General features: G+C 72.5%; 8 protein-coding genes. 2 read left to right on the top strand and 6 right to left on the bottom strand.

Translation table 11 applies throughout. The features are described 5' to 3' along the window. Positions 1 to 116 precede the first annotated feature (116 nt). Complete coding sequence (locus QQX09_RS02500) at positions 117 to 944, bottom strand: class II aldolase/adducin family protein (RefSeq protein WP_301131115.1); 828 nt, start codon at positions 942 to 944, stop codon at positions 117 to 119. 416 nt (positions 945 to 1360) lie between these two features. Between QQX09_RS02500 and QQX09_RS02495 the strand changes: the two genes are divergently transcribed. Next, positions 1361 to 2659 (top strand): MFS transporter, encoded by a 1299-nt coding sequence (locus tag QQX09_RS02495; RefSeq protein WP_301131114.1) that lies wholly within the window; start codon positions 1361 to 1363, stop codon positions 2657 to 2659. A 56-nt stretch (positions 2660 to 2715) separates the two neighbouring features. After that, positions 2716 to 5346: an alpha-L-rhamnosidase gene (locus QQX09_RS02490; protein ID WP_301131113.1), complete on the top strand. Its 2631-nt coding sequence runs from the start codon at positions 2716 to 2718 to the stop codon at positions 5344 to 5346. Between the two features lie 44 nt (positions 5347 to 5390). Here the strand turns inward: QQX09_RS02490 and QQX09_RS02485 are convergent, their stop codons facing one another. The 5 genes from QQX09_RS02485 to rhaI all read right to left on the bottom strand — a co-directional run bounded on the left by QQX09_RS02485 (position 5391) and on the right by rhaI (position 12513). Then, on the bottom strand, positions 5391 to 6119 hold the full coding sequence (locus tag QQX09_RS02485) for a patatin-like phospholipase family protein (RefSeq protein WP_301131112.1): 729 nt from the start codon (positions 6117 to 6119) through the stop codon (positions 5391 to 5393). 219 nt (positions 6120 to 6338) lie between these two features. Continuing rightward, positions 6339 to 7751 (bottom strand): alpha-hydroxy acid oxidase, encoded by a 1413-nt coding sequence (locus tag QQX09_RS02480; RefSeq protein WP_301131160.1) that lies wholly within the window; start codon positions 7749 to 7751, stop codon positions 6339 to 6341. Between the two features lie 34 nt (positions 7752 to 7785). Then, positions 7786 to 9207: a rhamnulokinase gene (locus QQX09_RS02475; protein WP_301131111.1), complete on the bottom strand. Its 1422-nt coding sequence runs from the start codon at positions 9205 to 9207 to the stop codon at positions 7786 to 7788. Beyond that, positions 9204 to 11249 (bottom strand): bifunctional aldolase/short-chain dehydrogenase, encoded by a 2046-nt coding sequence (locus QQX09_RS02470; RefSeq protein WP_301131110.1) that lies wholly within the window; start codon positions 11247 to 11249, stop codon positions 9204 to 9206. Before QQX09_RS02470 ends, QQX09_RS02475 begins: the two co-directional genes overlap by 4 nt. 97 nt (positions 11250 to 11346) lie before the next feature. Continuing rightward, positions 11347 to 12513: an L-rhamnose isomerase gene (rhaI, locus tag QQX09_RS02465; protein ID WP_301131109.1), complete on the bottom strand. Its 1167-nt coding sequence runs from the start codon at positions 12511 to 12513 to the stop codon at positions 11347 to 11349. Positions 12514 to 12569: the final 56 nt, after the last annotated feature.

Here is a 12569-nt window from a genome sequence, read left to right as displayed (position 1 = left end):
TGGCCGGATGGAACCGTGTCGCCGATCGCGCCGAGGCCGCCGTGCGGCGGCCCGGACATGCGGAAGGCCCGCGCCCCCCGAGGGGAGCGCGGGCCTTCCGTGCTGAGCTGGTGCGGCTATGCGAGCCAGGGCGAGTCGATGTCGAAGGTCGTGGCGACGTCCGAGATCTCCTTCTTGGTGAGGCCCTCGGCGCGGCCGCCGGCCACGAGGTCCATGTACTCGTACTTGGCGCCGGTCTCGGCGTACTCGACGCGGTCGACCGCGCGGAACACCGAGATGTCCGAGCGGGACATGGTGCCGTGCTTCGACCACAGGGTGATCTCGAAGTCGCGCAGGCCCTCGACGTTCGCGGTGCCCATCTCCTCCGAGCCCGGCACGAAGAACGGCAGGACGGCGATGCCCTGCGACAGCGACACGATGCTCTCCGGCTCCCAGCGCAGGATGGCGGCGTTCATGCGGGCGGTGTCGCGGTAGGCGGGGATGTGCGACAGGTAGGTGAGGTGCGGCGGCTGCGCGTGCACGACCGCCTGGAAGTCGACGCCGCGACGCTCGACCTGGTCCTGGTGGACCGCGAGGTGCGAGTTGAACTCCGAGGTGAGGCGCGCGAACTTGCGGGTGTTCGACGTGTAGAGCGTGCCGGTGAGGCCGCCCTCGTGGATCTTCACGGCGCCGATCGCGGCGAGGGGCTCCTGCTCGATCTGGCGCAGGCGACGGCCGGAGCCGGTCGCGAGCACGGTGCCGCCGGCGAGCGCCGGGGCGGGGACCGGGAGCTCGATCTCCTCGGCGTTGGGGAAGTGGCGGCGGACCTCCACGTCCCAACCCATGTAGACGGAGATGTTGCCGGCGCCGGCCTCGGATGCGTCGATCTCGCAGATGCGGGCGCCGCACTCGCCGATCTGCTCGATGATCTCGTCGAGCGTGGGCTTCGGGTGGTCAGCGGACACGGGGATCCTCCTGTTGTTGGGGCGAGACGGCCTCGTCGCGCCGTTCCTGGACCGGATGAAACGATTCAACCATGGATTCGGGGGGTGGTGCGTGCCCAAGGTCCCGGGCGCCGCGGATCGGCGCCGCCGCCCGCCCGGCCGCGCGCCGCGCGCGGGACCTTCGCCTGCAGGGCGGGGTGGGGCGGCGGCGAGAATGGGAGGGCCCGGACGGCGGCCGCGATTGCGCGGCCTCGGCCTCCGCCCGGCGGCGGGACCCCTCCGCGGGGAGGGCGACGCCGCTGCGGAGGGGCCGCATCGGCTCCGCCGGGATTTGACAACGTTTGTCGCGCGCTCCCACAATCACTGCACTTGAAGCGCTTCAAATCGGGGCGCGGGGCCCACGCAGAGCCGCGAGCCCAAGAGAAGGGGAATCAACGATGAGTCTCACCTCGAGCGACCGCATCCCGGGTCGCGTCTGGTACCGCACCGGCGTCGCCGGCATGGCGTCGTACCTGGACGCGGCCGCGATCATCTCCACGGGAACGGCGCTGGTCCTGTACACCGACCCGTTCGGCCTCAGCACCGGCCAGATCGGCCAGCTCTCCGCGATGCTGACCTTCCTCATGGCGCTCGGTGCGCTCGTGGGCGGCCGCCTCGCGGACAAGTTCGGGCGCAAGCGCGTCTTCCTCGTGACCATGGGCATCTACATCGTGGGTGCCGCGTCGCTCGCCTTCGCCCCGTCCGTCGCGTTCCTGTACGCGGGCATCGTCCTCCTGGGCTTCGCCGTGGGCGCGGACCTGCCCGCCTCGCTCGCGATGATCGCCGAGGAGGCGCCGCCGCAGCACCGCGGACGCCTCATCTCCTTCTCGCACATCCTGTGGCTCGTCGGCATCCTCGCCTCGATGCTCTTCGGCATGGTCGTCGGCGGCATGGGCGAGATGGGCGGCCGCATCCTCTACCTGCACGTCCTCGTCGTCGCGGTGCTCACGCTGGTGCTGCGCGCGAGCATGCCCGAGTCGCACAAGTGGCAGGCCCAGCACGAGGCCGCGGCCTCCGGCGCCGCCCGCGAGATGGACATGGGCACCCTCAAGCGCCTCGTCACCGGCCCCTACCTGCTGCCGATGCTGTCCGTCGCGGCCTTCTACGCGCTCGTCAACGTCGGCGCCAACACGGGCGGCCAGTTCACCACCTACATGTACGTCGAGCTCGCCGGCTCGACCGTGTCCTTCGCGTCGGCCGTGGGCCTCGTCACCTTCCTCATCGCGTTCGCCGCGACGTACTTCCTCATGCGCATCGTCGACGGCCCGAACCGCATGAAGTGGTTCGGCGTGATGGCGATCTTCTACTCGGCCGGCTACCTCATCCCCGTGGTCTTCGGCGTCAACGTCCTCCCGCTCATCGTCATGGGCGTCGTGGGCAGCATCGCCGGCGCGATCGCGGGCGAGCCGATGTTCAAGGTCTGGGCCCAGGAGCTCATCCCCACGACGTACCGCTCGACCGCGCAGGGCTTCATGATCTTCTTCACCCGCGTGGTCGCCGCGCTGGTGGCGCTGTGGACGCCCACGCTGCTCGAGGCGTCGCCGAACGTGCTGTTCCTCTTCGTCGCCGCGTGCATCGCGGTCGGCGGCCTGCTCGGCGTGTTCGTCATCAACAGGTTCCCGCGTGTCGCCGACACGGAGGACGACCTCGACGCGATCGAGGGCTCGGCCGAGCCCGAGGCCGTCGAGGCCCGCTGAGCCGCATCGCCTCGCATCACCACCCGCACCGCCGCGCCGCACCAGGGAGCACCCGCATGGACACCACCGCATCCGACCTGAGGATCGAGCACCGCGACGGCGTCGCGCTCGGCATCGGCGAGGAGCGGCCGCGCCTCAGCTGGACGGTCGCCCCCGGCACGGTCCAGGCGGCGTACGAGATCGCGTGGCTCGTCACCTCGCCCGACGGCACGGTCCTCGACCAGGGCTCCGTCGCGGCGGAGGACGATGCGCGGGTGCTCGTGCCGTGGCCCGCGGCGCCCCTGCCCGCCCGCGCCCGCGCCGAGGTGCGGGTGAGGGTGCGCGACGCGGACGGCGCGTGGGGCGCGTGGAGCCCGGAGGCGGTCGCCGAGCGCGCGCTCGGCGCCGCCGACTGGCGGGCGCGCCTCGTGGGTCCCGCCACGGAGGCGGAGGGCGGCGACCGTCGCCCTCCGCTCCTGCGGACCGACTTCACGGTGCCCGGCACCGAGGTCCGCGCGGCCCGCCTCCACCTCACGGCCCACGGCCTCGTGCGCGCGGAGGTCAACGGCCGCCGCACCACCGAGGACACGCTGCTCCCGGGGTGGACGCCCTACCAGGACCGCCTGCGCGTGCACGTCCACGACGTCACCGCCCTGGTCCGTCCCGGCGCCAACGCGATCGGTCTCGCGCTCGCCGACGGCTGGTTCCGTGGCCGCTTCGGTTTCGAGGGCGGCACCTCCGACATCTACGGCACCCACGTCGGCGCGTTGGTCCAGCTCGAGGTCGTGACCGACGCGGGCACCACGGTGGTGGCCTCGGACGGCAGCTGGCGCACCGCGCCCGGGCCGCTCGACCACGCGAGCCTCTACGACGGCGAGCGCTACGACGCGCGACGCGAGCCCGCCGGCTGGAGCGAGCCCGGCTTCGACGACGCCTCGTGGGACGCCGTCACCGTGCACGAGCTCGACACGGCGACGCTGTGCGCCCCCGACGGCCCCCCGGTGCGCTGCACCGAGGAGCTCCACCCCGTGAACGTCACCGCGGACGGCGACGGCTGGCTCGTCGACTACGGCCAGAACCACGCCGGGCGCCCGCGCCTGACCCTGCCCGCGCTGCCCGCCGGCACCGTGGTCACCGTGCGCCACGCCGAGGTGCTCCAGGACGGCACGCTGTGCACGCGCCCGCTGCGCGAGGCGCCGTCCGTCGATGAGGTGGTGAGCGCCGGCGAGCCCCTCGTGTGGGAGCCCGACTTCACCATCCACGGCTACCGCTACGCCCACATCAGCGGCATCCCGGCCGCGCCCACGCCCGGCGCCGTCGTCTCGCGCGTGCTCCACACGGACATGCGCCGCATCGGCTGGTTCGAGTGCTCCGACCCGGAGCTCAACCGCCTCCACGAGAACGTCCGATGGAGCCTCAAGTCCAACTTCGTCGACATCCCGACCGACTGCCCGCAGCGCGACGAGCGTCTCGGCTGGACGGGCGACATCCAGGCCTTCGCGCCCACCGCGGCGTTCCTGTACGACGTCCAGGGCATGCTGGTCGACTGGCTGCGCACCCTGACCTCCGAGCAGGAGCGCCTCGGTCACGTCCCCGTGTACGTGCCGTGGATCCCCGGCGGCGCGTTCTGGCGCCCCTGGCAGGACATCGCGGGCTGGGGCGACGCCGCGACGCTCGTGCCGCTCGCGCTCCACCAGGCCTCCGGCGACGCCGGCATCCTCGCCCGCCAGTACTCCTCGGCCAAGGGCTGGGTCGACCACGTCGAGGGTCTCGCCGGCGAGGGACGGGTCTGGGACGAGGGCCTGCAGCTGGGCGACTGGCTCGATCCGACCGCCCCGCCGGAGAACCCGATGGAGGCCGTCACCGACCCCCACCTGGTCGCGACCGCGTACTTCGCCCGATCCGCCGCGGCCGTCTCCGAGATGGCCACGGTGCTGGGCCGGGCCGAGGACGCCGCGCGCTACGCGGCGCTCGCCGCCGAGGTCCGCACCGCCTTCGTCGCGCGCTACCGCGTCGACGCCGCGGGCGAGCAGGACCCGAGCGCCGACACCCAGACCGCCTATGCGCTCGCGATCGCCTTCGACCTCGTGACCGACGAGGACGCGCGCCGCCGCATCGGCGACCGGCTCGCGCAGCTGGTCCGCGAGTCGGGCTACACCGTCGCCACCGGCTTCGCCGGCACGCCGCTCGTGACCTGGGCGCTCAGCGCGACCGGGCACCTCGACGAGGCGTACGGCCTGCTCCAGAGCCACGAGGCGCCGTCATGGCTGTCGACCATCGACCGCGGCGCGACCACCATCTGGGAGCGCTGGGACTCGATGCTCGCCTCGGGCGACGTGAACCCCGGCGACATGACCTCGTTCAACCACTACGCGCTCGGCTCGGTCGCGGACTGGATGCATCGCGTCGTCGGCGGCCTCGCGCCCGCGGAGCCCGGCTACCGCCGTCTGCGTGTCGCGCCGCGCCCCGGCGGCACGCTCACACGCGCCACGGTCCGCCACCTCACCCCGTACGGGCCCGCCAAGGTCGCCTGGACTCTGGACGACGCGGCGCTCACCGTCGCCTTCGAGGTGCCGGCCGGCACCTCGGCCGACGTCGACATCCCCGGCGCGGCGCCCGCGGTCGTCGGGCCCGGCCGCCACGAGGTCGTGGTCGACCGGGACGACATGGACCGCGCGCTCGCCGCGACCGCGCCGCTGCCCGCCTAGCCGCCGCATCGTCCCCACCCACGGGAGGGCGGCGCCCGGCCTGCTCAGCGAGGCAGCGCCGCCTCGGCGGCGGCACGCCCGGCCGCGACCACCGCGCCGAGATCCCTGGTCTGCCACCAGGTCCGGCCGCGGAGGTCGGGGGAGAGGACGAGCACGTCGTCCCGGGTCGAGAGCTCACGGACCACCCTCGAGCTCGAGTACCCCGGCACGTCCCAGTCGGGCGCGACCCGCACCGCGAGCACGGGCGTGGCCCCCAGCGCGAGGGTCTCCTCGAGCGGCAGGTTGGCCTTGAGGCCACCGTCGAGCAGCCTGCGGCCGTCGAGCTGCACGGGGCGGAACAGCCCGGGCACCGAGATGGTCGCGCGCAGCGCGTCGACGAGCGATCCGCGCTCGATCACCGTGGCGCGGCGGGAGGCGACGTCGGTCGCGACGGCGGCGAAGCGCATCGGCATGTCCTCGATCCGCACGTCGCCGCCGATGAGGTCCACCACCGAGGCGCGCAGCGCCTCGGCATCGAGCAGCCCGGCTCCGGGCCGGCGCGGCACGGTCGCCACGTCCTGCCAACGCACGTCGAGAAGCAGGTCCTCGAGCCGGTCGGGGTCGATCCCCATCGCGAACGCGGCGCCGACGAGCGCACCCGCGGACGTCCCGACCACCAGACCCGGCCGGATGCCCCGCGCGTGCATCACCTGGAGCACCCCGATGTGCGCGCCGGCGAGGGTGCCGCCGCCACCCAGGCAGAGGCCCAGCCCGGGCGCGTGTACGTCGATCACCCCCACACTCTAGGTGGGGCCCCGGCGCACCCGCCCAACAGCCCCAGCCTCGCCCCGCGGCCCGGCGGCCCCGCGGCCCCGCCGGCAATCGTGAGGACTCGTGACGCTTCCCGCCTCTCGCGGGCATCAACCGTGAGGAATCGTGACGCACCGCCGGAGGCGACACGAAGGCGGGCCCCTCCCGGAGGAGGGGCCCGCCTTGGTCGACGCGCGGCGGCGTCAGTTCTTGGTGCGGTTCGGGCTCGCCACGAGGCTGTCGGCGGACTTCGCTGCCGGCTTGGCATCGGACTTCGCCGCCGGCTTGGCGGCGGAGGCGCGCTTCGCGGCGGGCTTCGACGCCGTCGCCCGCTTGGCGGCGGGCTTGGCGGCCGGCTTCGACGCCGGCGTGGCCGCGGCCTGCGCCGCCGCGACGGGCACCATGCGCTGCAGCTGCGTGACGTGATCGGGGTTGAGCTCGGCCACCGAGGACACGCCCAGCAGCTTCATCGTGCGGACGATCTCCTTGGACAGGATCTCGATGGTGCGGTCGACGCCCTCGCGACCGCCTGCCATGAGCCCGTACAGGTAGGCGCGGCCCACGAGCGTGAAGTCGGCGCCGCAGGCGAGCGCGGCGACGATGTCGGCGCCCGCCATGATGCCGGTGTCCACGACGATCTCGGTCTTGCCCTTGAGCTCCGCGGCCACCGACGGCAGCAGGCGGAACGGGATGGGGGCGCGGTCGAGCTGGCGGCCGCCGTGGTTCGACAGCACGATGCCGTCGACGCCGCGGTCGACCACGGCCTTGGCGTCGTCGAGCGTCTGGATGCCCTTGACCGCGACCTTGCCGGGCCACTGGTCGCGGATCCACTCGAGGTCGTCGAAGTCGACGGTCGGGTCGAACAGGCTGTCGAGCAGCTCGCCGACGGTGCCGTCCCACTCCGACAGCGACGCGAACGTGAGCGGCTCGGTGGTGAGGAAGTTGAACCACCACTCGGGCCGCGGGATCGCGTTGAGGACCGTCTTGGGGGTGAGCTGCGGCGGGATGGTGAAGCCGTTGTAGCTGTCCCGCAGGCGCGCTCCCGCGGCCGGCACGTCCACCGTGACGAGCAGCGTGTCGAAGCCCGCGTCGGCCGCGCGCTGCATCAGCTGCATCGACTTGTCCCGGTCCTTCTGCATGTACAGCTGGAACCAGTTGCGGCCGTCGGGGTTGGCCTCGCGCACGCCCTCGGGGGACGTGGTGCCGAGCGTCGACAGCGAGAACGGGATGCCCGCCGCGCCGGCGGCCGACGAGCCCGCCCGCTCGCCCTCGGCCTGCATCATGCGGGTGAAGCCGGTGGGGGCGATGCCGAACGGCATCGCGGACCGGCCGCCGAAGATCTCGACGGACGTGTCCACGTTCGACACGTCGCGCAGGATCGCCGGGTGGAACTCGATCTCGCGGAACGCGCGCCGCGCCCGGGCGAGCGACAGCTCCTCCTCGGCCGCGCCGTCCGTGTAGTCGAACGCGCCCTTGGGCGTGCGTCGCTTGGCGATCGCGCGCAGATCCGCGATGGTGTGGGCCTTCGCCAGGCGGCGCTTGCGGCCGTCCAGCTCGAGCGGCTTGAAGCGCATGAGCGGAGCCAGGTCCGCCGGCCGGGGAATTCGGCGCTCCATCTTCATCGGTTCAGTGTCCCTTCATCCGGACAGATCAGCGAGCCTGGGGCTCGAACACGCGTGGGTTGAACGTACGCGCGACCAGGTCGCGCAGCGACTCGAGCGAGCCGGAGACCGCGCCGATCGCGCGGCCCTGGATGAGCACGTTGCCGATCGCGGTGGCCTCGACCGGGCCGGCCACGACGGGCATGCCGGCGCGGTCCGCGGTGCGCTGGCACAGGAGCTCGTTGAGCGAGCCTCCGCCGGTGATGTGGATCCGGTGGATGTCCTGCGCGGACAGGGCCCCCGCATCGTGCACCGCGTCGGCGAAGGCCTGCGCGAGGCTCTCGACGATGCAACGCGCCATCTGGGCGCGCGAGCCGGGGACGCGCAGGCCGCGCTCCGCGAGCCACGTCGAGATGCGGGCGGGCATGTCGCCGGTGGGCATGAAGACGTCGTCGTTCGCGTCGAAGATGTCGACGTCGCCGCCCACGGCGGCGGCCTCCGCGAGCAGGCGCTGGAGGTCGACCTTCTCGCCGTCCCGCTCCCACGTGCGGATGGTCTCCGACAGGATCCACAGGCCCATGACGTTGTGCAGGAACCGGGTGCGGCCGTCGACGCCGCCCTCGTTGGTGAAGTTCGCCTCGCGCGCCGCGGTGCTGAGCACCGGCGACTCCGTCTCGACGCCCACGAGTCCCCACGTGCCGCACGAGATGTACGCGCCGCCGGGCTCCGTCATGGGGGTCGCGACCACCGCGGAGGCGGTGTCGTGCGAGCCGACGGCGATGACGGGCGTGTCGCCCGCGAGGCCCGTCGTCTCGGCGACGTGCGGGAGGACGGTGCCGATGTGCTCGCCCGGCTGGACGATGCGCGGGAACAGCCCGCGCGGCAGGCGCAGGCGGTCCATGAGCTCGCCGTCCCAGCACTTGGTCGCCACGTCGAGGAGCCCCGTGGTGGAGGCGTTGGTCGCCTCGGCCACGGTCGCGCCGGTGAGGTAGTACGCCATGAGGTCGGGCACGAGCAGCAGCCGGTCGGCGACGCCGAGCATGCCGGCCTCGCGCTCCACCGCCAGCTGGTAGAGCGTGTTGAACGGCAGGAACTGCAGGCCGTTGCGCGCGTAGAGCAGGGAGAACGGCTCGTCGGCGTGCACCAGGTCCACGCCGTGCGCGGTGCGCTCGTCGCGGTAGTGGAACGGCTCGCCGAGGACGCGGCCGCCGCGGAGGAGGGCGTAGTCGACCGCCCACGAGTCGATGCCGATGGACTGGATCCCGTCCTCCCAGCGCGACGCCGAGCGCAGCCCGTCGAGGACGTGCGCGTACAGCTGCTGGAGGTTCCAATGCTGCCCGTCGGGCGTGTGCACCGGACCGTTGGGGAAGCGGCCCATCTGGCGGAGCTCGAGGGTGTCGGGGCCCACCTGTCCGACCATGACGCGACCGGAGGTCGCGCCCAGGTCGACCGCGGCGACCGCGGCGGTCATCGGAGGAAGGCCGCCGCCACGCCGGCGTCCACGGGGATGTGGAGGCCGGTGGTGTGCGACATGTCGGGGCCGGTGATGACGGCCGCGGCGTTCGCGACGTGCTCGGGGAGCACCTCGCGCTTCAGGATCGTGCGCTGAGCGTAGAACTTGCCCAACTCTTCCTCCTCGATTCCGTAGGTCTTGGCGCGGTTCGCGCCCCAGCCGCCGGCGAAGATGCCGGAGCCGCGCACCACGCCGTCGGGGTTGATCCCGTTGACCTTGATGCCGTGCTCGCCCAGCTCGACCGCGAGCAGGCGCACCTGGTGGGCCTGGTCCGCCTTGGTGGCGGAGTAGGCGATGTTGTTCGGGCCGGCGAACACGGAGTTCTTCGACGCGATGTAGACGATGTCGCCGCCCATGCGCTGCGCGATCATCACGCGGGCCGCGGCCTGCGAGACGAGGAACGAGCCCTTGGCCATGACGTCGTGCTGGAGGTCCCAGTCCTTCTCGGTGGTCTCGAGCAGCGGCTTGGACAGCGACAGGCCGGCGTTGTTGACGATGAGGTCGACGCCTCCGAAGGCCAGCACCGCCTCGCCCATGGCCGCCGCGACGGCCTCGGGGTCCGCGACGTTCGCGGCGACGCCGACGGCAACGTCGGTCGAGCCGAGCTCGGCGGCCGCGGCCTGCGCCTTCTCGAGGTCGAGGTCCGCGATGACGACGCACGCGCCCTCGGCGACCAGGCGGGTCGCGATGGCCTTGCCGATGCCCGAGGCGGCGCCGGTGACGAGTGCGACGCGCGTGGCGTGCGACTTCGGCTTCGGCATGCGCTGGAGCTTGGCCTCCTCGAGCGCCCAGTACTCGATGTTGAACTTCTCGGCGTCCGAGATGGGCGTGTAGGTCGACAGCGACTCGGCGCCGCGCATCACGTTGATCGCGTTGATGTAGAACTCGCCGGCCACGCGCGCGGTCTGCTTGTTCGCGCCGAACGAGAACATGCCGACGCCGGGCACCAGGACGATCGCCGGGTCCGCGCCGCGGATCGCGGGGGAGTCCTCGGTCGCGTGCGCGTCGTAGTACGCCTGGTAGTCCTTGCGGTACTCCTCGTGCAGCTCGTGGAGGCGCGCGATCGAGTCCTCGATCGGGGCGTCCGCCGGGAGGTCGAGGACCATCGGCTTGACCTTGGTGCGCAGGAAGTGGTCGGGGCAGGACGTGCCGAGCGCCGCGAGGCGCGGGTGCTCCGCGTGGGCGAGGAAGTCGAGGACCACGTCGGCGTCGGTGAAGTGGCCGACCATCGGCTTGTCGTACGACGCGATGCCGCGGATCACCGGGGCGAGCGCGATCGCCTTGGCCTTGCGCGCCTCGTCCGCGAGCGCGCCGTAGCCGTCGAGCGCGGGGCCGAAGGGCTCCGCCTTGCCGTGCTCCGCGATGTAGCGGGCGGCGGTGTCGATGATCTCGAGCGAGCGCGCCTCGCACTCGTCGGAGGTGTCGCCCCACGCGGTGATGCCGTGGCCGCCGAGCACGCAGCCGATCGCCTGCGGGTTGGCCTCCTTGATGGCGGCGATGTCGAGGCCCAGCTGGAAGCCGGGGCGGCGCCACGGCACCCACACGACCTTGTCGCCGAAGATGGTCGCGGTCAGCTCCTCGCCGTCCGCGGCGGTCGCGATCGCGATGCCGGCGTCGGGGTGGAGGTGGTCGACGTGCGCCGAGTCGACGAGGCCGTGCATGGCGGTGTCGATCGAGGGCGCGGCGCCGCCGCGGCCGTGGAGGCAGTAGTCGAAGGCGGCGACCATCTCGTCCTCGCGCTCGACGCCGGGGTAGGTGTCGACCAGGCCGCGGAGGCGGTCGAGGCGGAGCACGGCGAGGCCGTTGGTGCCGAGCGTGCCGAGGTCGCCGCCCGAGCCCTTGACCCACACGAGCTCGATCGGCTCGCCGGTCGCGGGGTCGGTGTCGGTGCCCTTGGCGGAGGTGTTGCCGCCGGCGTAGTTGGTGTTCTTGGGATCGGAGCCCAGGCGGTTGGAGCGCGCGATGAGCTCCGCGGCGGTCGTGGAGGTGGGGACGGTCACGGTGAAGCCTTTCGGGAGTACGGGGGACCTTCGGTGTGGACGATGCGGGGGTGCCGGGCGGGCTCGAGGAGGAGCCCGCCCGGCGAGGGGGGAGGGGTCAGGCGCCCCAGCCGGCCTGGACGCCGCCGACGCGCTCGTCGGCGATGGACGCGAGGTAGCCGGACTCGGCGAACGCCTTCATCGGGTCCGCGGGCAGGCCGCGCTCCTCGCGCCAGGCGGCGAGGTCCGCGCGGACGTCGGTGTAGAACGCGTCCATGAAGACCGAGTGCGCGCCGAGGACGTCGCCGGCCGCCTGTGCGGCGTCGAGCGCGTCGCGGTCGAGCAGCAGCGCGCGGGCCGTCATCTCCTGCACGTTGAGGACCGAGCGGATCTGGCCCGGGATCTTGTCCTCGATGTTGTGGCACTGGTCGAGCATGAACGCCGTGTCGCCGTCCTTGCCGTAGCCGCCGCCGCGCAGCACCTCGACGATGATGCGGAACAGCTGGAACGGGTCGGCGGCGCCGACGATGAGGTCGTCGTCCGCGTAGTTCCGCGAGTTGAAGTCGAACGAGCCGAGCTTGCCCAGGCGCAGCAGCTGCATGACGATGAACTCGATGTTGGTGCTGGGGGCGTGGTGGCCGGTGTCGAGGCACACGGTCGCGCGCTCGCCGAGCGCGGCGACCTGGGCGTACGAGGTGCCCCAGTCCGGCACGTCCATGTGGTAGAACGCCGGCTCGAAGATCTTGTACTCGAGCACCAGGCGCTGGTGCTCGCCGATGCGCGCGTAGATCTCGCGCAGGGACTCGGCGAGGCGGTCCTGGCGGCCGCGCATGTCGTCCTGGCCGCCGTAGTTGGTGCCGTCGGCGAGCCAGATCTTGAGGTCGCGCGAGCCGGTCTCGTCCATGATGTCGATGCACTCGAGGTGGTGGTCGATCGCCTGGCGGCGGACCTTCTCGTCGCGGTGCGTGAGCGAGCCGAGCTTGTAGACGTCGTCCTGGAACGTGTTCGAGTTGATGGTGCCGAGCGAGACGCCGAGGTCCTCGGCGTGCTTGCGGAGCACCGCGTAGTCGTCGACCTTGTCCCACGGGATGTGGAGCGCGACCGAGGGTGACAGCCCGGTGTACCTGTTCACCTGGGCGGCGTCCGCGATCTTCTCGAACGGGTCGCGGGGGGTGCCGGCCGTGCCGAACACCTTGAAGCGGGTGCCCGAGTTGCCGAAGGCCCACGAGGGAAGCTCGATGGCCTGCTCCTCGAGGCGGCTGGCGACGTGGCTGCTGAAGGCCATCGTTTCTCTCCTTTGAGCGAGGGGGCGGGTCGTGCGTCGACCCTCTCAATGAATCG

Source organism: Demequina litoralis (genome assembly GCF_030418455.1).
Lineage (GTDB): Bacteria > Actinomycetota > Actinomycetes > Actinomycetales > Demequinaceae > Demequina > Demequina litoralis.
The sequence above is the reverse complement of the archived record's forward strand: the minus strand, read 5'-3'. Positions and strand labels throughout refer to the sequence as shown.